This is a genomic window from Campylobacter devanensis (genome assembly GCF_002139915.1).
GTDB lineage: Bacteria > Campylobacterota > Campylobacteria > Campylobacterales > Campylobacteraceae > Campylobacter > Campylobacter devanensis.
Window position 1 is genome coordinate 806459 of the sequence record NZ_CP018788.1, and the last position, 21003, is coordinate 827461.

General features: G+C 33.9%; 19 protein-coding genes and 1 tRNA gene. 16 read left to right on the plus strand and 4 right to left on the minus strand.

Annotated elements, in window-relative coordinates; all coding sequences use genetic code 11:
• The first annotated feature begins 7 nt into the window (after nucleotides 1–7).
• The 7 genes from CIGN_RS04010 to CIGN_RS04040 all read left to right on the plus strand — a co-directional run bounded on the left by CIGN_RS04010 (nucleotide 8) and on the right by CIGN_RS04040 (nucleotide 9622).
• The gene (locus CIGN_RS04010) at nucleotides 8–1684 is read left to right on the plus strand and encodes an acetolactate synthase large subunit (protein WP_086302305.1); all 1677 of its coding nucleotides are present in this window, start codon (nucleotides 8–10) and stop codon (nucleotides 1682–1684) included.
• A gap of 2 nt (nucleotides 1685–1686) precedes the next feature.
• A complete protein-coding gene (ilvN, locus tag CIGN_RS04015; protein ID WP_086224528.1) occupies nucleotides 1687–2151 on the plus strand; it encodes an acetolactate synthase small subunit in 465 nt (154 codons plus the stop codon).
• The gene (gene lpxD, locus CIGN_RS04020) at nucleotides 2151–3113 is read left to right on the plus strand and encodes a UDP-3-O-(3-hydroxymyristoyl)glucosamine N-acyltransferase (protein ID WP_086302307.1); all 963 of its coding nucleotides are present in this window, start codon (nucleotides 2151–2153) and stop codon (nucleotides 3111–3113) included. Before ilvN ends, lpxD begins: the two co-directional genes overlap by 1 nt.
• Entirely contained in the window at nucleotides 3114–5204 is a 2091-nt protein-coding gene (locus CIGN_RS04025; RefSeq protein ID WP_086302309.1) for an RNA degradosome polyphosphate kinase, read from the plus strand.
• Nucleotides 5205–5622: 418 nt separating this feature from the next.
• Nucleotides 5623–7884: a 5-methyltetrahydropteroyltriglutamate--homocysteine S-methyltransferase gene (metE, locus tag CIGN_RS04030; protein ID WP_086302311.1), complete on the plus strand. Its 2262-nt coding sequence runs from the start codon at nucleotides 5623–5625 to the stop codon at nucleotides 7882–7884.
• Between the two features lie 52 nt (nucleotides 7885–7936).
• Entirely contained in the window at nucleotides 7937–8887 is a 951-nt protein-coding gene (locus CIGN_RS04035; protein ID WP_115633447.1) for a methylenetetrahydrofolate reductase, read from the plus strand.
• A gap of 342 nt (nucleotides 8888–9229) precedes the next feature.
• Nucleotides 9230–9622: a RepB family plasmid replication initiator protein gene (locus CIGN_RS04040; protein ID WP_086302313.1), complete on the plus strand. Its 393-nt coding sequence runs from the start codon at nucleotides 9230–9232 to the stop codon at nucleotides 9620–9622.
• Between the two features lie 38 nt (nucleotides 9623–9660).
• On the opposite strand, the gene glnA is transcribed toward CIGN_RS04040, so the two are convergent.
• From glnA to CIGN_RS04055, 3 genes are all read right to left on the minus strand, one after another.
• On the minus strand, nucleotides 9661–11088 hold the full coding sequence (gene glnA, locus CIGN_RS04045; protein WP_086227029.1) for a type I glutamate--ammonia ligase: 1428 nt from the start codon (nucleotides 11086–11088) through the stop codon (nucleotides 9661–9663).
• An 87-nt stretch (nucleotides 11089–11175) separates the two neighbouring features.
• Complete coding sequence (locus CIGN_RS04050; protein WP_086302315.1) at nucleotides 11176–11955, minus strand: histidinol-phosphatase; 780 nt, start codon at nucleotides 11953–11955, stop codon at nucleotides 11176–11178.
• Nucleotides 11956–12043: 88 nt separating this feature from the next.
• Nucleotides 12044–12120 (minus strand) — tRNA-Arg (locus tag CIGN_RS04055).
• A 158-nt stretch (nucleotides 12121–12278) separates the two neighbouring features.
• Between CIGN_RS04055 and CIGN_RS04060 the strand changes: the two genes are divergently transcribed.
• Genes CIGN_RS04060 through CIGN_RS04100 form a run of 9 tightly spaced genes read left to right on the plus strand, consistent with a single transcriptional unit; the run spans nucleotide 12279 to nucleotide 19456 of the window.
• The gene (locus tag CIGN_RS04060; protein ID WP_086302317.1) at nucleotides 12279–13016 is read left to right on the plus strand and encodes a chemotaxis protein; all 738 of its coding nucleotides are present in this window, start codon (nucleotides 12279–12281) and stop codon (nucleotides 13014–13016) included.
• Nucleotides 13013–14284 carry a peptidase U32 family protein gene (locus tag CIGN_RS04065; protein WP_086302319.1) on the plus strand — a complete coding sequence of 424 codons (1272 nt, stop codon included), beginning with the start codon at nucleotides 13013–13015 and terminating at the stop codon, nucleotides 14282–14284. The genes CIGN_RS04060 and CIGN_RS04065 overlap by 4 nt, the downstream gene beginning before the upstream one ends.
• Nucleotides 14285–14791 (plus strand): 5-(carboxyamino)imidazole ribonucleotide mutase, encoded by a 507-nt coding sequence (gene purE / locus CIGN_RS04070; protein WP_086224519.1) that lies wholly within the window; start codon nucleotides 14285–14287, stop codon nucleotides 14789–14791.
• Entirely contained in the window at nucleotides 14788–15273 is a 486-nt protein-coding gene (locus CIGN_RS04075) for a DUF3972 domain-containing protein (protein WP_086227032.1), read from the plus strand. Before purE ends, CIGN_RS04075 begins: the two co-directional genes overlap by 4 nt.
• The gene (gene glyQ / locus CIGN_RS04080; RefSeq protein ID WP_086302321.1) at nucleotides 15270–16124 is read left to right on the plus strand and encodes a glycine--tRNA ligase subunit alpha; all 855 of its coding nucleotides are present in this window, start codon (nucleotides 15270–15272) and stop codon (nucleotides 16122–16124) included. The genes CIGN_RS04075 and glyQ overlap by 4 nt, the downstream gene beginning before the upstream one ends.
• Entirely contained in the window at nucleotides 16125–16850 is a 726-nt protein-coding gene (locus CIGN_RS04085) for a Nif3-like dinuclear metal center hexameric protein (RefSeq protein WP_086235339.1), read from the plus strand.
• Nucleotides 16851–16863: 13 nt separating this feature from the next.
• On the plus strand, nucleotides 16864–17577 hold the full coding sequence (locus CIGN_RS04090; protein ID WP_086302323.1) for a zinc ribbon domain-containing protein: 714 nt from the start codon (nucleotides 16864–16866) through the stop codon (nucleotides 17575–17577).
• Complete coding sequence (gene waaA / locus CIGN_RS04095; protein ID WP_086302325.1) at nucleotides 17574–18689, plus strand: lipid IV(A) 3-deoxy-D-manno-octulosonic acid transferase; 1116 nt, start codon at nucleotides 17574–17576, stop codon at nucleotides 18687–18689. The genes CIGN_RS04090 and waaA overlap by 4 nt, the downstream gene beginning before the upstream one ends.
• A 2-nt stretch (nucleotides 18690–18691) precedes the next feature.
• Nucleotides 18692–19456, plus strand: coding sequence for a pseudouridine synthase family protein (locus CIGN_RS04100; RefSeq protein ID WP_179187530.1), 765 nt, complete (start codon nucleotides 18692–18694; stop codon nucleotides 19454–19456).
• Nucleotides 19457–19600: 144 nt separating this feature from the next.
• Here the strand turns inward: CIGN_RS04100 and tgt are convergent, their stop codons facing one another.
• Nucleotides 19601–20728 carry a tRNA guanosine(34) transglycosylase Tgt gene (gene tgt, locus CIGN_RS04105; protein WP_086302327.1) on the minus strand — a complete coding sequence of 376 codons (1128 nt, stop codon included), beginning with the start codon at nucleotides 20726–20728 and terminating at the stop codon, nucleotides 19601–19603.
• Between the last annotated feature and the right edge of the window lie 275 nt (nucleotides 20729–21003).

A 21003-nucleotide genomic window follows, 5' to 3' on the forward strand; every position in this document is an offset into this window, starting at 1 on the left:
TAAAAATATGAAAAAGCTAAATGGCTCGCAAATGATAAGCGAAGCGCTAAAACATGAAGGTGTTAGTGTTGTTTTTGGTTATCCTGGTGGCGCAGCATTAAATATCTATGATGAGACATATAAACAAGAGTATTTCACCCATATTTTAACTCGCCATGAACAAGCAGCCCTACATGCAGCCGATGGCTACGCAAGAGTTAGTGGCGAAGTCGGCGTGGCATTTGTAACTAGCGGTCCAGGATTTACAAATGCTATAACCGGTCTAGCTACGGCGTATGCTGATTCAATCCCATTAGTTTTAATTAGCGGTCAAGTTGGCCTACCATTAATCGGCACAGACGCATTTCAAGAGATTGACGCCGTAGGCATATCAAGGCCTTGTGTGAAGCATAATTTTTTAGTCAAAAGTATTGAAGAGTTGCCACTTATCTTAAAGCAAGCTTTTTATATAGCAAGAAGTGGCCGCCCAGGCCCAGTCCATGTAGATATACCTAAGGATGTAACGGCTGCTATTGGCGATTTTGAGTATCCTAGCGAGATAAAGATGAAAACATATAAGCCAACCACAAAAGGCCATCCAAATCAGATTAAAAAGGCCTGTGAAGTCATTATGGCATCTAAAAAACCAATAGCCTATATAGGCGGTGGCGCTGTAAGTAGCGGAGCTAGTGATGAGATTAGAAAATTTATCCAAAAGACCCAAATTCCAGCAGTAGAGACACTAATGGCACTTGGAGTTTTAACCCCTGTTAATCCTTTAAATTTAGCTATGGTTGGTATGCATGGTAGCTACGCTGCAAATATGGCATTAAGCGAGGCTGATCTGATCATCTGTCTTGGGGCTAGATTTGATGATAGAGTTACAGGCAAACTAAGCGAATTTGCCAAAAATGCCAAAATCATACATATAGATATAGACCCAAGTAGCATTGGTAAAATTGTCAAAGTAGATTATCCTATTGTTGGTGATTTGAAAAATGTAATGATAGAATTAAATGAGAAGATAAATTTAAATGGCGATGAATTTAGCGCTTGGAGAGATCAGATCGAAATTTACAAAAAGCTTCACCCGCTTAATTATAAAGATAGCGATGAAGTCTTAAAGCCTCAATGGGTAATAGAAAAAATGGGGGAAATTTTGCCAAAAGAGAGCATAATCGCCACAGATGTCGGCCAACACCAAATGTGGGTTGCGCAATTTTTCCCATTTAATCGCCCTAGACAGCTACTTACAAGTGGTGGTTTAGGTACTATGGGATATGGACTTCCAGCTGCGATGGGGGCTGCTTGGGCTAGTGATGCGCCTGTTATTGCTGTTAGTGGTGATGGCGGATTTTTGATGAATATTCAAGAGCTAATGACCTTATTAGCAAACAAAAAACGAGTGATAAATATAATCTTAAATAATAATTTCTTAGGTATGGTGCGTCAGTGGCAAACATTTTTTTACGATGAGAGATACTCTAATACCGATCTTAGCATTCAGCCTGATTTTGTCAAAATTTGCGAAGGCTTTGGTGGTAAGGGATTTGTAGCTACTACAAAGAGCGAATTTGAATCTGCTTTAAATGCCGCTTTAGAGTGTGAGTGCGTGAGTGTGATTGAGGTTAAGATAGATAGATTTGAAAATGTATTGCCTATGGTGCCAGCCGGTGCGGCTATTTATAATATGATATTGGAGTGAGAATGAGAAGGGTTATTTCTGCAATTGTATTAAATGAACACGGGGTTTTAAGCCGTATAGTTGGGCTATTTTCAGGGCGTGGGTACAATATAGACTCTTTGACTGTAGCTCCTGTGCCAGAGAGTGAATTTTCTAGAGTTACGATCACCACAAGTGGCGATGCTAGGGTATTTGAGCAGATAGTTAAGCAACTTCACAAACTCATACCAACTTATAAAGTTATAGATGATAGTGGCGAATATGTAGAAAAAGAGATGGCGCTTATCAAAATTTCGCTAAATGAGGATTTTAGCGGACTTGATGCGATACTCAAATCATATAACGCTATAGTAGCTAACGCAAATGAACAATACATAATAGTAATGGGCTGTGATAACTCTGCTAGAATTGATTGTTTTATTAAAGTTATGAAAAAATATAACCCAATACAAATAGTCCGAAGCGGCTCAGTAATGATGGAAGTATAATGAAATTAAGTCAAATTTACTCTATTTTGGGATTAGAATTTAGCGGTGATGATATCGAGATTGTCTCTCTTAGCTCCTTGGCGTTAGCTCAAAGGGCTCAAATGAGCTATTGCGATTCACCTAAAAATACAAAATATCTAGCTGATTGCAAGGCTGGTGCCGTGTTAGTGAGTAAAGATATGGTGGATATAGTAAAGAGTAGGGCGGTTGTGGTAGAAAATCCACATCTTGCCTTTGCCATCTTATCAAAGCACTTCTCAAAGCCATTGATTAGAGAATTCAAACCATCAAATATAGATGAGAGCGTAACTATAATGCCAAATGCCTATATAGGAAGTGGCGTAACTATAGGCAAAAATAGCCTAATAATGCCCGGAGCATATATAGGTGATAATGTAACAATCGGCAGTGATTGTATAATCCACCCAAATGTTACAATCTATGCTGATAGCGTAATAGGCAATGAGTGTATAATTAACGCAAATTCAGTCATCGGTAGCGATGGTTTTGGCTACGCACATACCAAAACTGGCGAACACATTAAGATATATCACAATGGATGGGTGATCTTAGAAGATTGCGTAGAAATTGGCGCTTGTACCACGATAGATAGGGGAGTTTTTGAGCCGACGATTGTGCGTAAATACTCAAAAATTGATAACCTAGTTCAAATAGGCCACAACTGCGAAATCGGCTATGGCAGTATCTTGGTCTCTCAAGTTGGTTTAGCAGGTAGCACAAAGCTTGGTCGCAATGTAATAATGGGCGGTCAAAGTGGAACCGCAGGGCATCTAAGCATAGGTGATTTTGCTAAGATTGCTGGGCGTGGTGCTGTATCAAAGAGTATTGAAGGCTCTAAAGAGTATGGCGGGTATCCACTTATGGAGCTTAAAGAGTGGTTTAAAACTCAAGCTAGATTTTTGCGTGAATTTGGTAATAAAAATAGTAAGAAGGATCAATAGATGGAAAATAAAGATATGTTTATCAATCGTGAGCTATCTTGGCTTAGATTTAATTCTAGAGTTTTAGCACAATGTAACAAAGATCTTCCGCTATTAGAAAAGCTGAAATTTATAGCGATATATTGTACAAATTTAGATGAATTTTATATGATTAGGATAGCTGGGCTTAAGCAGTTATTTGCTGCTGGTATAGTAGTGAGTGGTAGTGATGAGATGACTCCACTAGATCAGTTAAGAGAGATTAGAAAATACCTAAAAGATGAACAAGAGATACTAGAAAATTACTATAAAGATACAGTTAGCAAGCTTGCAGGACATGGATTATTTATCCAAAATTATGAAGAGTTAAGTGACGAGGTAAAATCTAGAGCAGATGAATATTTTTTCTCCAATATTTTACCTGTTATTGTGCCAATTGCTGTTGATCCTACACATCCATTTCCGCATCTTAATAACCTTAGCTTTGCTTTGGCAGTTAAACTTTGTGATGATGCTCACCCTGAGATTATTAAGTTTGGTATGATTAGAATTAGTAGAGTTTTACCTAGATTTTATTATGCTGGTGATGGAATTTATGTGCCAATTGAGAGTATAGTTCATAGGCACGCTGAAGAGATATTTCCGGGTTATAGATTGCTTAGTAGCTGTGCGTTTAGGGTTACTAGAAATGCTGATATGGTAATTGAAGAAGAAGAAGCCGATGATTTTATGATGATTTTAGAGCAGGGGCTTAAGCTTCGTAGAAAAGGGGCATTCGTTAGACTTCAAATAGATTCTGGATGCGATCCTGAGATTTTAGATTTTCTAAATTTACATATGAAAATCTTTTATAAAGATATTTATGAATATAATATTCCACTAACACTTGGAGCGCTTTGGCAAATTATTGGGGATAAGGAATTTTCTCATTTACTACTTCCGCCATACACACCAAAGACTTTACCGCCATTTGGGCAAAATATTTCTATGTTTGATGCTATCGATAAAGAAGATGTGTTATTATTTCATCCATATGAGAGCTTTGATCCTGTTACGCAGTTTATTAGAGAGGCAGCTAAAGATCCAAAGGTTATATCAATTAGAATGACCTTATATAGAGTGGAGAAAAACTCAGCTATAATTCAAGCATTAATAGATGCTGCTAATGAAGGCAAGCAAGTTACTGTAATGGTTGAATTAAAAGCAAGATTTGATGAGGAAAATAACCTTCATTGGGCAAAAGCACTAGAAAATGCTGGTGCACATGTAATATATGGTATTACAGGGTTTAAGGTGCATGCAAAGGTTAGTCAAGTTATTCGTCAAGTAGGGGATAAGCTAAATTTCTACATTCATTTAGGTACCGGTAATTATAATGGTAGTAGTGCTAAGATTTATACCGATGTAAGCTACTTTACCTCTAGAGCCGATGTGGCAAAAGATACCACAACATTTTTTCATATTTTATCAGGCTTTAGTAAAAATCGCCGCTTAAATGGATTGTCAATGTCACCAATGCAGATTAAAGAGCGTGTGATTGCAATGATTAAAAACGAAGCCAAAATGGGTAGTGATGGCAGAATCATAGCTAAGATGAATGCGCTAGTAGATAGCGATGTTATCAAGGCACTATATGAAGCTAGTAACGCTGGTGTACAGATAAATTTAATAATACGTGGTATCTGCTGTTTGCGCCCTGGTGTGCCTGGAATGAGCGAAAATATCAAGGTTAGATCGATAATCGGTAAATACCTTGAACATGCTAGAATATTCTATTTTAAACACGCTAATCCTAAATTTTATATAAGTAGTGCTGATTGGATGCCAAGAAATCTTGAGCGTAGATTAGAGTTGATGACTCCAATTACTGATCCGGTATCTCAAGGTAAATTGGGTGAAATACTACGCTTGCAAGTTCAAGATAATGAGTTGGCATTTGAGCTAGGTAGTGATGGGGAGTATCACAGCATAATAAAATCTGAAGGCGAAAAAGTAGTAAATAATCAAGAGTTTTTTGAAGGTTATCTAAATAAAATTTTCAAAACAATGAAAAAATCTAGCGACCAAGATAAGGTTCAAATCTTAGCTTCAAAACTCTTTAAAGAGAGTTAATAGCCCTTGCTTTATCAGGGCTATTTCAGCTAGTATTTATAAGATTTTTGCTAAAATTCCCGCCAAATTTTAAATTTTTTAAGGATATAAAGGCTATGAGCTGTCCCATGCGTACTTGCTTACCGTGCTATTTCTAAAGCTTTAAATAGTGATAAATTTACATTTTTAGCTAGATTACAGCTTTCATTTGTTAATGCTATATCCTATTTGGCTTTTGTGGTCACTTTTCCAGTGCATTGCAATTGTATATTTAAGCGAAAAACACGTATAACTCTATTAAAGCTAAAAAATTTCTATTGTAGTGATTTTAGTCAATTTTATAGATTTCATGGACTTCAACCGCCACTTGTTTTGTTTGAAATGTGCCATTCATACAGCCAGATCAAATAAATTTAAAAATACATAAAAGGATAATAAAATGTCAAAAAGTTTCGTAACAGGATTTCCAAGAATTGGCGAGCAAAGAGAGCTTAAATTTGCTCTTGAGAGTTTTTGGGCTGGTAAAACTAGCTTTGGTGAAGTAGAAAAAGTAGCTACTGAGTTAAAAAAACGCCATTGGAATTATCAAATAGACGCAAAAGTAGATTTGATTAGCGTAAATGATTTTTCATATTATGATTTAATGCTTGATAATATTGTAACTTTTGGTGCGATTCCTCCGCGCTTTGCTGGACTTAGCGGCTATGATTTATATTTCTCAATGGCTAGAGGAAATGCAAATAGCGTAGCTATGGAGATGACAAAATGGTTTAACACAAACTATCATTATATAGTTCCTGAACTTAGTCGTGATGTTAAATTTAATCTAGATAGCAGCAAGATTGTTGCTGAATATAAAGAGGCAAAAGAAGCTGGTGTAAAAAATGCAAAAATAAATTTAATTGGCCCTATAACATTCTTAGCCCTTAGTAAAACAACAGATGGTAGCAATGCACTTGATCATTTAGATGCTTTAAGTAGTGAGTATGTAAAGCTAATTGCTGAACTTTCAAAGCTTGATAATGAGATTATTATTCAAATAGATGAGCCAATATTTGTAACAGATAGAGCAGCTGAGTTAGCTAGCAAAATTGTACCTATCTATGACACGCTTGCAAGTGTTGCAGATAATGTTAAAATCATATTTATGACATATTTTGAGCATGCAAACGAAGCTGTAGCTCAAGTAGTAAAGAGTAAAATTTGGGCTATAGGCTTGGATTTTGTCCATGCAGCTTGCCAAGAAGAGGCTCTAAAACTACTATCAAATAGCGATAAAGTGCTTTTTGCTGGATTAATAGATGGTAGAAATGTATGGGTAAGCAATCTAGATGCTAAAGCTGAAATTGTAAATAAAATCAAAGCATTTATCCCAGATGAACGCCTATATATCGGTACTTCATGCTCACTTTTACATGTGCCATATACTTTAAAATATGAAGAGAATTTAAGTATAAAAGAGTGGTTAGCATTTGGTGTTGAAAAGCTTACAGAGCTTAGACTTCTTAAAAAATTGGTAAATGGTGGTGATTTTTGTGAGATTGGTAGCTCATTGATTGAGGCTAATCGCTCAGCAATTGCTTCAAGAAAAACTTCAGAGTTAATCAATGATATAAATGTTCAAAATAGAGTAAAATCTCTAACTAAATTTGATAGAGATACAGCATATGAAGAGCGTATTAAAATTCAAAAAGCCACCTTTAATCTACCTGAACTTCCTACTACAACAATTGGTAGCTTCCCTCAAACTCCAGAGCTTCGCCAAGTTCGCAACGCATATAAAAAATCTCTAATCACAAAAGAGTCATATGAGAGTGAGATTAAAAAATATATTGATGATTGTATCAAATTCCAAGAAGAGTGCGGATTGGATGTATTAGTCCATGGTGAGCCTGAGAGAAATGATATGGTTGAGTATTTTGGCGAACAGCTAAAAGGCTACGCATTCAGTGCTAATGGTTGGGTTCAAAGCTATGGTAGTAGATGCGTTAAGCCACCACTTCTATTTGGCGATGTAAGCCGCCCAGCACCTATGACAGTTGATTGGATTACATATGCTCAAAGTCGCACATCAAAAATAATGAAAGGTATGCTAACAGGCCCTGTAACTATACTTAACTGGAGCTTTGTAAGAGATGATAAGCCAAGAAGTGAGATAGCTAAAGAGCTTGCACTTTGTATATATGATGAGATAGATGACTTGCAAAAAGCTGGTATTAAGATCATTCAAGTTGATGAAGCAGCATTTAAAGAGGGATATCCACTTCGTAAAGAAAATATCCCAGCATATGAAAAATTCGCAGTTGATTGTTTTAAGCTAAGCGTTTGCGCTGCTAATGCTTCTACTCAAATTCACACACATATGTGCTATTCTGAATTTAACGATATTATTAAAACAATAGAAGCAATGGATGCCGATGTAATTAGCATTGAAACAGCAAGAAGTGGTAATGAACTTCTAAAAATCTTTAAATCTGTAGGCTATAAACAAGAAGTAGGCCCAGGTGTCTATGACATCCATAGTCCTAGAATTCCTACAGTTGAAGAGATTGCTGCACAGATCAATGCTTTATTAGAAGTTTTACCTAAATCTCAACTATGGATTAATCCAGATTGTGGGCTAAAAACTCGCAAATGGCCAGAGGTAAAACCAAGCCTAGAAAATATGGTAAAAGCAGTCAAAATCATTCGTATGAGTTAATTTATTTATAGAGCTAACTTCGGTTGGCTCTCTTAAGTAAATTTGGAGTCATATGCTAAAAAATAAGATAAAACAAGGTAAATCTGGAATTGTTCTATATGGTCTTACACCGCCTAAGATTAGCTTAAGTCATGATGAGGCTAAAGAGATAGCACTTAGACAACTTAGTAGGCTTGATGGTATAAAGATAGATGGTCTTGTAATATACGACCTTCAAGATGAGAGTAATCGCAACTCTAGCAATAGAACATTTGAGTTTGTCCATACAATAAAGCCTGAAATTTATGCTAAAGATTATTTGCAAAATCGATATGAAGCTGTAATTTATAAGGCTATAGGTAACTATAATGAGGCCGAATTTAAAGAGTTTTTACAAACTCATAGCGATGCAATTAGTGTATTTGTGGGGGCTAGTTCGGCTATTGATACGCCAAAGCTTAGTCTAAATGATGCATATAAGATGAAAAAAGAGATCGCCAACGATCTAACACTTGGTGGTATATGCATTCCTGAGAGACACACTAAAAAACACGATGAAGATTTGCGTGTGGCATCTAAGCGTGTTAAGGGTTGTGAGTTTTTTATTACACAGGCTGTTTATGATATTGAAACTGCAAAGAGATTTTTAGATGATTTTGCCGCCTTAGGAATTAGAAATACTCCAATTATATTCACATTTACACCGTGTGGTAATATAAAGACTTTTGAATTTATGCAGTGGCTTGGTATTTCAGTTAGCGAGTTATCACGACATAGGATTTTTGATAGTGATGATGCACTAGAGAGCTCAGTCAAGCTTAGCCTTGATATGTTTGAGTTTTTATATAAATATGGCTTAGCTAAGGGCGTAAGTGTAGGGGCAAATATTGAGAGCATTTCTACTAGAAAGGTTGAGATCGATGCTTCGATTAGGTTGTTAAAAGGGATAATTGCAATTATAGAAAACCATTCATTAGAAAATACAAAGAGTAAAATTCAAAGCGCTTCTAAATTTGATGAATAAATAATTTTTTTAAGATAGATATTATATAAAATCATTTAAATTTATTGGATGATTTTATATAATCTAATATTAATATTTAGTTTTGATGTTGTCTCATATTATAAGCTATTATGTAAAGAAGTATTTAATCTAATATAGCTTAAACTTTAATTTTAGCGATGTTTGAGAGTATTTTTAGCAAAATCAAAATAATAGCTTTTGTTTTACATTTTTTACATTCTTTTTTTTATAAATTTTACAAACTTTAAAAAAATATTTAAATGTTGATTAAACGGCTTTTAATTTTTTTAATTCTCTTAATAATAAGATATATTATTAAAAAAATTTATTAAGGAATTTATAATGAAAATAGAAGTTGAAAAAGGTGATTTGTCATATGCAAATGAAATGAATATGACTTTAGTATTTCCAGAGAGCTTTACTGCTTCGGACTTTAATATGTTTTTTACTTCGATAAAGGCTTATAGAAATAAGCAAATATTGTCATTAGAAGTAAATAAAATGGCTAAAGAATTTTTATTTAGTTTTAGTAGATACTTATATTTTAATCTACATGAATTTTGTGGTATTAAAAGCAAGTATTCAAAATCTGTTTTTAGAATACTTATTCAGTTTAAAAATGTAAAATCAAATTTTAAAGGTGAAAAAGAATTAACCTTGACTAAAAAACAATTTAGAAATTTATTATCTATTCCAATTAATTTTCTTAAAAGTAGTCAGATTTTAAAGTTATAGTATAAAATCACCCTTGAGCTTTTCCCAAGGGTGGTATGTTAGCAAGAATATACAGTTTTAAACTCAAACGGAGTAGGGCGTTGCTCATATGGCCATACTTGAGTCTCAAATTTATAGTGTTGATAAGTCTCTATAAAGTGATCTGTCATTATAGCGCTTAAGTATTTATTATCACGGATTACAGCTTCTAGACTTCCTCTTAGTGTATGAGGTAGCTGCTCAATTCCACGCTCTCTAATTTCATCAAGAGTTAGCTCAAATAGATCCTCATCCATTGGCCCTACTGGCTCAATTTTGTTTTTGATACCATCAAGTCCTGCCATTAACATAGCTGCAAATGCTAGATATGGACAAGCGGTGCTATCAGGAAATCTAAACTCAGCTCTTACACTCTTTTCACCAGAGCCGTAAGGAATCCTACAACTAGCACTTCTATTTTGGCAAGAGTATGTAAGAATGCTTGGTGCTTCAAAGCCAGGAATTAATCTTTTGTAGCTATTTGTGCTTGGATTAGTAAATGCAGCTACACTTCTAGCATGTCTTAATACGCCACCGATATACCATCTAGCCATATCGCTTAGATTAGCATATGTTCCAGCTTTATAGAATAGATTTTTGCCATCTTTCCATATACTTTGATGGACATGCATACCACTACCATTGTCGCCATATAGAGGTTTTGGCATAAATGTAGCCGTTTTGCCATTTAAATGAGCTACCATTTTGACTATATATTTATAAATTTGCACATTATCAGCAGCTTCTACTAATGTTCCAAATTTCACACCGATTTCGCCTTGGCCTTGAGCGACTTCATGATGAACAACAAAGGTTTCAAGACCAACTTGCTCCAATACATTTACCATCTCAGCCCTTAAATCCACCATTGAGTCAATCGGCTGGACTGGATAGTATCCACCTTGAGCTCTTGGGCGGTGGCCGCTATTATAACCATCTTTATAGTCTTTAGCATCATTCCATTCGCCTTCTTCGGTATCTACTTCATACATTGCGCAGTTTTGTTTGTCTATAATTCTGACATTATCAAAGACAAAAAACTCATTTTCAGGCCCGAAATACGCTACATCACCAATTCCGCTCTCTTTTAAGTGTTGCATGGCCTTTTTAGCAATTGAGCGAGGGCACTTCTCATATAGATCATTTTTATAAATATCATAAACATCGCATATTACAATGATAGTTGTATCAGCAGTAAATGGATCTAAAAACGCAGTCTCAACATCAGGTATAAGCATCATATCTGATTTATGTATAGGCTGCCAAGCATCAATCGAGCTACCATCAAATGGAATTCCATTAAAAGAATCTTTATTAATTGCTTTTATATTATATGATACATGGTGCCATGTTCCTTTAAGATCAGTAAAGCGAAAATCTACAAATTTAACTTCATTTTCATCACAATATTCAAAAAATTCATCAACGCTATTAACAAATCTACCCATAGGCAAACTCCTTAAAAATTAAAATTTTGAAATTATAGCATAAAATATCAATTTTAATTTTAAATTTATATTGAAATCCATACTATTTTAAATTTTTATCATCTTTTTATCACGATTTTGATATATCGCAACCTCATTATAGCCAAATTTTTTAGCTTTTTGTATAGTTTTATCCATATTTAAACCAACTTGCTCTACAGAGTGTGCATCGCTTGAAAGAGTGATATCAATCCCCATTTGAGCTATCATCTCTAATATCTCATCTCCGGGGTAAATTTCGCCTACTGGTTTGCGAAGACCAGCACTATTTAGTTCTACTGTCATACCGCTTTTTTTGATCTCATTTAAAGCATCTTTAGCGATAATTCTTATATCTGTTTTTGGCTTATAGTTAAATACCTTGATAAGATCAATATGACCAACAATATCAAATTTGCCAAATTTTGCCATTATTTTAATAGCGTCAAAATAATCAATATAAATTTGATCAATATCTCTATTTTTATACTCTCCAATAAACTCAGGATTATCAAATCCCCAACCATTTAAAAAATGTACCGAACCAATTAGATAATCTACATTAGCATTTAAGACTCTATCATCTATAAATCCAGGTAAATAATCAACCTCATAACCAAATAATATCTCCATTTTGCCTTTGAATTCAGCCTTAAGCATCTCAATTGCCTCTTTATAGTCATCCATATCCTTAAAGCTCATTCTATATTTTTGGTCAAAATTCATTGGTGCATGGTCGCTAAATCCATAAAATTTACACCCTTGATTAAAAGCAGCTTTGGCATAATCTATTGGAGTACCTGTTGCGTGATTGCATAGTGGAGTATGATTGTGTAGATCTACGATCATGAAAAAATCCTTAAAAAATACAAAATTAATAGAAGAATTATATAAAATAAAAGATTAAATTTAAATTGAATCAATGATTATTAAATAGTGGTGCGCCCTAGAGAATTCGAATCTCTGACCTTTTGAACCGCAATCAAATGCTCTATCCAGCTGAGCTAAGAGCGCACTAAATTAAGTTAAGAATCGGAATTATACAAAATGATTCCTTAAAGTTAGCAAAATTTAAAAATATTTTTTGAAATATTAAATGATTTTTTGTAATGTAAAGCAAAATTTATCTAAATTTAGATACAATCACGCAATTACGTTCCTAAGGAGATCTTATGACACAAGAAGAATTAGATGCTTTAATGGCTGAAGATTTAAGCGATTTAACTAGCAGTGTAGATAATACAAATACAGATAATGTAAGCGATACTAGTCTTGATGAGCCAGATTTAACCGAAGATGCTGATGCTGTGGTTCAAAATAGCGGCCATGTCGTTACGCACGATAACTATAGAGTAAGTTCAATAAGTGCGTGGCCACCACCACCACCGACAGATGATCATAAAGTCGTTAATCAACTAGATGATGTTACAAAGGATTCTGAAAAAAAAGCCACTGAGATGTTTGATAAGCTTGAAACTATTAGTGGATTTTGTCTAGATGCAGAAAACACATCAAATGATGCTAAAACTTGCATTGCAAGAAATATAGAGGTTTTTGAAATTTTGCATGAAAAATTTCCAAATGTTCAAACATTTAGCGAACTTTTAGAGCTTAATAAAAATCTAGACAATAAAATAGATAGTATTATAAGCAATGTTCAAATGGGACAAGATGAAATTATGATGACGATGGATATGATGCAATATCAAGATATTCATCGTCAAAAAATAGAAAGAGTTATCAATGTAATGCGTGCGCTAAGTAAATATATGAATAGCCTATTTGAAGGTAAAATTGATGATGAAAAACGTGTTGGTTCAGCTATGCATATTGAGGGCGATACAACAACTGAAGATGTTGTAAGTAATGCTGATATAGAAGCTTTAATCAACTCATTGGGTAAAAAGTGAAAAAGCCAGAACTTTTAAGCCCAGCTGGAAATTTAACCAAACTTCAAATTGCTCTAGCTTATGGTGCAGATGCTGTGTATGCGAGTGTGGGTAATTTCTCTTTGCGTCAAAGAAGTGCAAAGGAATTTGATCTTGAAAGTTTTGAAGAGGGTGTTAGACTAGCGCATAAAAGTGGAGCCAAATTTTATGCCACGATAAATGGTTTTCCATATAATACTCAGCTTGATAACCTTAAAAAACATATCAAAACAATTAGCGAATTTGGCGTTGATGCCTTTATAATCGCTACGCCTGGGGTTATGAAACTTGCTAAAGAGATCGCTCCAAATATAGAGATACATCTATCTACTCAAGCAAATGTAATGAATTATCTAGATGCTCAAATTTATCATGAAATGGGCGCTAGTAGAATAGTAGCAGCTCGTGAGATGAGCTTAAAAGATGCTGTATTAATTAAAGAGATGATTCCAAGCCTAGAATTAGAGATATTTTGTCATGGCTCGATGTGTTTTGCATACTCTGGTAGGTGTTTGGTTTCGGCTGTCCAAAGCGGTAGATTAAGTAATCGTGGAAGTTGTGCTAATGATTGTAGATTTAACTATGAATTATATGCTAAAAGTCCTGAAAATGGAGCTTTATTTCGTTTAGAAGAGGATGAGTATGGCACGCATATAATGAATTCCAAAGATCTAAATTTAAGTAAGCATATAGAGCGAATTCTTCAAACCGGTGCTGTAGATAGCCTAAAAATTGAAGGTCGAACAAAAAGCGAATACTACGCAGCTTGCGCTACAAAAGCCTATAGAATGGCTATTGATGATGCAATTGCTGGTAAATTTAATCCAGAAATTTATGCTGCAGAGTTAAATACACTTAAAAATCGTGGATTTAGCGATGGTTATCTTATTCATAAACCATATGAGAGAGATGACACGCAAAACCATACTACTAGTATAGAAGAGGGTACGCATCAAGTTCATGCTATTAGTCTAGATGGTAAAAGTTTTAAGACTAAATTTAAAATTGATACAAAGTATGAGTATGAGATTTTTGCTCCTGTAAATGCAGTGATAGATAGTGTAGAAAATGAGATTGGTGCCATCTATAAAAAAGATGATAATAAGTATTATGTTAAATTTAAAAAGCTAGTAAGTACTAAAGGTAAGGAATTTGATGAAATTCATAGCGGAAATGAAAACGAGATCAATCTCCCTGCAAACTTGCCAGAATTTAGCTTTTTGCGTAAAGAGATTATAGAAGGAGAGTAGATGAAATTTGTAAGCATTATAATGGGTAGCAAAAGCGACTACGAGATTGTAAGCGAAACAGCTAAAATCTTAGAAGAATTTGATGTAAAATATGAGATGATTATCAGTTCAGCTCACAGAAGCCCAACTAGAACTCATCAATATGTCCAAGATGCCGATGCTAGAGGCGCAGCAGTATTTATCTGTGCAGCGGGTATGGCAGCTCATTTAGCCGGTGCAGTTGCTGCTTATAGTCTAAAGCCAGTGATTGGTGTGCCAATGGGAGGTTCAGCAGTAAATGGCGTAGATGCGCTATATTCAACTGTTCAAATGCCAGCTGGTATGCCAGTAGCAACTCTAGCAATTGGCAAGGCTGGAGCTAAAAATGCAGCATATTTAGCAATGCAAATTTTAGCTCTAAGTGATGAAAATTTGGCTTTAAAACTAAAAGAAGATAGAGAAAAACAGGCTAAATCACTTGAAATGGATTCTAAAAAAATCGAAGTTTTATTAGGTGGTGCTAAATGAAAACATATCTAGCCATTGATGAGTTTTGTCAGCTAGTACATCTAAAGCGTGAAGTTGTTGATGGTATGATTGAGCGTGGTGCATTAAATACAAAAATAGATAATGATATAATATATATAGAGGCTAATGAAGGCACAATGAGTGTTGTACCAGCGCACAATGGTGAGATAGTTGCTAGTACTGAGCAACATACTTTACCAGGTGAGAGCTTTGTCGAAAAGACAATTGGAACGATTTTAAATTTACACGAAAAAGTCCTAGATGCTAAAGATGAAACATTAGATGTGCTTAGAAATGAAAATCAATTTTTAAAAGAAGCGCTTTATTCTATGCAAGAGTTATATGATGAGGATAGAAAGACGGTTGAGACGCTTACTACTCAGCTTAAAAATGCTCAAGAAGAGGTTGAATTTTTAAAGCGTAAATATAAGTTGATGTGGAATAAGGCCATAGAGAATTTTAATAATAAAGGAAATTCATGACATTTAGTCAGATAATTTTAACCTTGCAACAATACTGGAATGAGCAAGGCTGTATTGTCGTTCAACCATACGATATGCCAGCTGGCGCTGGAACCTATCACCAAGCAACATTTTTACGTTCATTAGGTGATAAACCATGGAATGTAGCCTATGTAGCTCCATCTCGCCGTCCAACAGATGGTAGATATGGCGAAAATCCAAATAGACTTGGAAGCTACTATCAGTTTCAAGTAATAATGAAACCAAGTCCAAAAAATATTCAAGAGCTATATTTAAAAAGCCTTGAAAGACTTGGCCTTGATCTTAAAAAGCATGATATAAGATTTGTAGAAGACAACTGGGAGAGCCCAACTCTTGGTGCGTGGGGTTTAGGTTGGGAAGTTTGGTTAGATGGTATGGAAGTAACTCAATTTACATATTTTCAACAAGTCGGCGGAATTCCGTGCGAATTAATAAGCGCTGAAGTAACATATGGAATTGAACGCTTAGCTATGTATTTGCAAGATAAAGATAGCGTATATGATATCATATGGGATGATCATGATGGCAATATAGTAACATATGGCGATGTGCATAAGCAAGGTGAATTTGAATTTAGCAAATATAATTTTGAAATAGCTGATACTACTAAATTATTTGAGTGGTTTGAATCTTACTCTAATGAGTGTAAGGCGATTTTAGAGCATGGATTAGCACTTCCAGCATATGATTATTGTATGCTTGCAGCGCATACATTTAATGTACTTGATGCACGTGGAGCAATTAGCGTTACACAAAGGCAAGACTATATTTTAAAAATTAGAGAACTAGCTAAAGGCTGCGCATTAGCTTATAAAGAGAGTTTAAAATAGGTGAAAATATCTGAAATTTATGCTATGCTTGATAGCATAGCGCCATTTGATTTACAAGAGAGTTGGGATAATTCTGGACTTATAATAGGTAGTATGAATGATGAGTTTGATAGTATTACTTTAAGTCTTGATTTAGATAGTTCACTTATAGCTCATGCTAAGCCTAGAACACTTTTTATAACACATCATCCGTTAATTTTTAAAGGTTTAAAAAGCATTAATAGCAGTGAATATCCAGCAAATTTAATCAAAGATATGATTAAAAAGGATATTAGCTTAATCTCTATGCATACTAATTATGATAAAGTGGTTTTGAATAAATTTGTATTAAGTGAGGTTTTAGGCTATAAAAATTATGAACAAGATAGTGAATTTGTGTTTAAATTTGAGGTAAATAAGAGCTTTGAAGAGTTTGTAACTGATATAAAATCCAAATTAAATTTAACTACTATAAGAGTAGTTAAAGGATGTGATTTTATCAAAACAGCAGCCATTTGTACTGGAAGTGGAAGTGAGCTAATTGGTAGTTTTAAAGCCGATTGTTTTTTAAGCGGAGATTTTAAATATCATACAGCACTTCAATCTTATGAAAATTCACTTAGTTTGATTGATATTAATCATTTTGAAAGTGAGCGGTATTTTGGGGAGTCTTTGGCGCTAAACTTGCAAAAGTTTAAAGTTTTTGCTACAATCACAAATTCAATAAACCCATTTGAATATAGATAACCAAAGGAAATCAATGAATAAGTATTTACAACAACTTGTGAATTTATCACAAATCGACCAAAAAATAGATAATTACGCACCAAGAATTGAGAGTATTAATAGAAATTTACAACTTAAAAAAGATGAAATAACAACTATAGATGAAAATATAGAAAAAGTTGATACAGAAATATCAGAGTTAAAGGCACAAATTGCTAATACAAATTCTCATATTAATGAATTTAATGCCAAAATCAAAGATATTAGCAAAAAATCTTCAACTGTCAAAAGCGAAAAAGAGATAAAAGCTCTAAATTTAGAAGAGGATCTAGCAAAAGATCAACTTGAAGCAGCTAATGAAGAGATTGGCAGACTTGAGAGAATAATAGATAGCAAAAATGAGTTAAAAACTGAACTAGAACAGAAAAAATCTAATGCTCAAAGTGCATTAGATAGCTTAAATAGCGAAGTAGCTGATGAGTTAAAAGCTATTGAAAATGAAAGAAGCAAGATTTATGATCAAAAAGAGAAGTTGCTAGCTGATATGAATCAAAAAGTACTTACATTTTATGAAAAAATTCGTAAATGGGCAAAAAATACAGCAGTTGTACCAGTTAGAAAGCAGGCGTGTTATGGTTGCTTTATGAAAATTAATGATAAAACATATGCTCATATTATTAAAAGTGAAGATATCACAACTTGTCCACATTGTGGTAGAATCTTATATAAAGAGACTATTGAGGAGTGATTTATACTCTATGTACGGCACTTTTGCTCGGAATTTGCTCGCCATTTTTATGGCTTTTAAGTTTTAAGCAAAAGTTTGTCCGTAGCCTTAGGGCTAGATTTTTCTTATATCGCAATCCAAAGCCTAAATTTGCTAAATACCATTTTCATGCTTGTAGCTTTGGTGAGGCTTGTGCTATTGAGCCTTTAGTAAAAGAGTTAAAAGATTGTAGAGTAAGTGTAATTACCCAAACTGGATTTGATAAGGCTAAGGGATATGCAGATTGTAGGTTTTTACCATTTGAGTGCTTTTTGCCTTTTTGGTTAAGCAGATCAGATGTTTTAATAGTTTTTGAAGCAGAATTATGGCTAAATTTATTTAGAGTAGCTAAATCAAACGGCTCTAAAACTATACTTTTAAATGCTAGAATTAGTGATAAAAGTTATAAAAATTATTTAAGATTTAAATTTTATTATAAATGGCTTTTTAAATATGTTGATTTAGTTTTAGCACAAAGCCAGACAGATAAAGATCGCTTAATAAGCCTAGGGGCTAAAAATATCAAAGTCGTAGGAAATATCAAATCAGCCAATCTACCAAAGCCATCAAAGCAATATAAAAAACCAGATAAAAGAGTGATAATAATAGCTAGTTCACATGAAAATGAAGAGAAAAATCTATTAGCTAATCTAATTCTTAAGGATAATGACCAGCTTTTTATAGTTCCGCGTCATCCTGAGAGATTTGATAGCGTTTATAATATTATTAAAGATAGTATTAAAAATATAAGCTTTGAGAGATTTAGTGATAATATGGGGTTAAATTCGCAGATTATTCTTGTAGATACTCTTGGGGAGCTGGTTAATTTATATGCAATTGCTGATATTGTCGTGCTTTGTGGTAGTTTTGAAAAGGGCATTGGAGGGCATAATCCTATAGAGGCAGCTCAATTTAAATGCAAAATTTTAAGCGGAGAGTATATCCATAATCAAAAAGATTTATATAAAGCAGTAAGCGGGATTGAGTTTTGTTCATATGATAATGTATGGCAAAAGATAAATTCAAATTTAAAAAACACAAAAATTATAAATATGTGCGATATGGATAAGATAATAAAAGAGATAAAAGGATAAATATGCAAAAGGCTTATAAACTTCTAGCAATTCAAGAGGGCATTTCAAACAACGAAGCCAAGGAGTTAATAGACGCTGGACTAGTAAGTGTAGGCGGCCAAAGGCTTGTGCTTGCTAGAGGACTTTTAAAAGAGAGTGCTAAATTTAAGGTAACAAAACTAGCCAAACCAGTGAAAATTTTTGAAGATGAAAATATAATAGCAATCAACAAACCACCTTTTATCACAAGTGAAAAGATCGCTGAAATATTTAAATTTCCACTTTTAAATCGTCTAGATAAAGAGACTAGTGGAGTGATTTTGCTATATAAAAATGAAGATTTTCAACAGCGTGCTATTAAAGAATTTGCACAAAATAGGGTAGGTAAAACCTATCTTGCAGTTGTTAAAGGTATAGTTTGTGAAAGCTTTACTATAAACCAGCCACTAACAACTATAAAAACAAAATCTGGAGCCTTTAGCAAAATCGATCTAAAAAGTGGCAAAACAGCTATCACGCATATCACTCCAGTAGCAGTCGAAGGTAAAAAATCACTACTAAAAATAGATATAGAAACTGGTAGAACTCATCAGATTAGAGTGCATTTAGCAAGTAGTGGATTTGGCATTGTCGGAGATGAAAAATATGCCAAAAGTAGCTCAAAAAGACTATATCTACATAGCTTAAGAACTAAGATTTTTGATTATGAGTTTTATGCTCAGCCTGATAGTGGATTTTTTGATCAAGGATTTGAGCAAATTGATAAAAATATTTTAAAAAATTTATAAGATTATATAAAATACCGCATTCTGTATATCTTGCATTGCATAGATTTAAATTTAAAACTATTAAATTTAAATCTATTTTATTAAGTTTTTAAAAGCTATAAAAAGTATTAAAAATTTTAGTGATACTCTAATTATAGTCTTTAGCTATTTAGTTAAAGCCCTTTTAGCATAAAATTCCATCTTAAACTCTATAAACTTATCAGCCATTATAGCCTCTCTCATCTCTTTCATTAAATTTAAATAGTAGTGTAGATTATGCAAACTCGCAAGCCTAAAAAATGTAAGCTCTTTAGCCTTATATAGATGGTTTAAATATCCACGACTATATCGTTTGCAAGTGTAGCACTGGCACTCATTATCTATTGGTTCATGATCATTGATAAAGGCCGCTGCTTTGATATTTAACTTACCAAAGCTAGTAAATAGGGTGCCATTTCTAGCATTTCTTGTAGGCATCACGCAATCAAACATATCCACACCACGGCTTACATTTTCTACTAAATCCTCTGGAGTACCAACGCCCATTAGATATCTTGGGCGATTTGGATCGATATATGGCATTACGCCCTCTACTGTATCATACATCTGCTCATTAGATTCACCCACGCTTAGCCCACCTATAGCAAGACCATCAAAATCCATATCGCACAAGGCCATAGCGCACTCTTTTCTAGCGTTATAGTCAGTCCCACCTTGTATTATACCAAATAGATTTTGATCTACTCCTATGCCTTTGCTTTTTTGGCTTTTGTGATAAATTTCAGCCTCTTTAGCCCATTTTATCGTGCGTTTTAGGCTTAGCTCTATGCGTTCTTTTGTCGCTGGTAGTGCCACCAAATCATCTAAAATCATCATAATATCACTACCCAAATCATACTGCGTATCTAGCACACTTTTTGGTGTGAAGTAGTGAAGGCTACCATCTATATGGCTTTTAAATTTAATCCCATTTTCATCTGGTTTAGAGCGGTGCGATAGAGAAAAAGCTTGAAATCCACCACTATCAGTTAAGAAATTGCCACCAAATTTACTAAACCCATGAAGTCCGCCAAATCCCCTTATCACCTTACTTCCGGGGCGTAGATACATATGATAGGTATTAGCTAAAATAATCTTAGCTCCTAAAATCTCGCTCATATCAACTGCATCTAGACTCTTAATCGCCCCAAGTGTGCCAACAGGCATAAATACTGGAGTTTGTACAACTCCGTGAGCCATCTTAATAGTACAAGCCCTAGCGTTTTGACTTATTTTATCTATCTTAAATTCCATATAAATCCTTATTAAATCGGCGTAATTTTAGCAAAATCTTGCTTAGAATTTAGAATAATTAAACTGATTTAAAAAGCAAAACACAAGGTATTAAGATATATAATATTAAATTGCTTTATCAATATAATAAATTTAGAATATGCAAAATTTCTTATAGTTTTGAGTTTAAAGGTCTCATATAAATATACTTTAAGTTTAAAGCAGAAGTTAGCTATAAAAAGGCTTTTATATTATATTATTCTCTTTAAATATCTAAAATTACTTTTCTTATTCTT

Coding starts and splice junctions, on each gene's coding strand:
- CIGN_RS04100 (WP_179187530.1), top strand. CDS start 18,692: ATGCAAAAGGCTTATAAACTTCTAGCAATTCAAGAGGGCATTTCAAAC.
- glyQ (WP_086302321.1), top strand. CDS start 15,270: ATGACATTTAGTCAGATAATTTTAACCTTGCAACAATACTGGAATGAG.
- purE (WP_086224519.1), top strand. CDS start 14,285: ATGAAATTTGTAAGCATTATAATGGGTAGCAAAAGCGACTACGAGATT.
- CIGN_RS04040 (WP_086302313.1), top strand. CDS start 9,230: ATGAAAATAGAAGTTGAAAAAGGTGATTTGTCATATGCAAATGAAATG.
- CIGN_RS04050 (WP_086302315.1), bottom strand. CDS start 11,955: ATGATCGTAGATCTACACAATCATACTCCACTATGCAATCACGCAACA.
- CIGN_RS04035 (WP_115633447.1), top strand. CDS start 7,937: ATGCTAAAAAATAAGATAAAACAAGGTAAATCTGGAATTGTTCTATAT.
- glnA (WP_086227029.1), bottom strand. CDS start 11,088: ATGGGTAGATTTGTTAATAGCGTTGATGAATTTTTTGAATATTGTGAT.
- lpxD (WP_086302307.1), top strand. CDS start 2,151: ATGAAATTAAGTCAAATTTACTCTATTTTGGGATTAGAATTTAGCGGT.
- CIGN_RS04060 (WP_086302317.1), top strand. CDS start 12,279: ATGACACAAGAAGAATTAGATGCTTTAATGGCTGAAGATTTAAGCGAT.
- CIGN_RS04025 (WP_086302309.1), top strand. CDS start 3,114: ATGGAAAATAAAGATATGTTTATCAATCGTGAGCTATCTTGGCTTAGA.
- tgt (WP_086302327.1), bottom strand. CDS start 20,728: ATGGAATTTAAGATAGATAAAATAAGTCAAAACGCTAGGGCTTGTACT.
- CIGN_RS04075 (WP_086227032.1), top strand. CDS start 14,788: ATGAAAACATATCTAGCCATTGATGAGTTTTGTCAGCTAGTACATCTA.
- CIGN_RS04090 (WP_086302323.1), top strand. CDS start 16,864: ATGAATAAGTATTTACAACAACTTGTGAATTTATCACAAATCGACCAA.
- ilvN (WP_086224528.1), top strand. CDS start 1,687: ATGAGAAGGGTTATTTCTGCAATTGTATTAAATGAACACGGGGTTTTA.
- CIGN_RS04010 (WP_086302305.1), top strand. CDS start 8: ATGAAAAAGCTAAATGGCTCGCAAATGATAAGCGAAGCGCTAAAACAT.
- metE (WP_086302311.1), top strand. CDS start 5,623: ATGTCAAAAAGTTTCGTAACAGGATTTCCAAGAATTGGCGAGCAAAGA.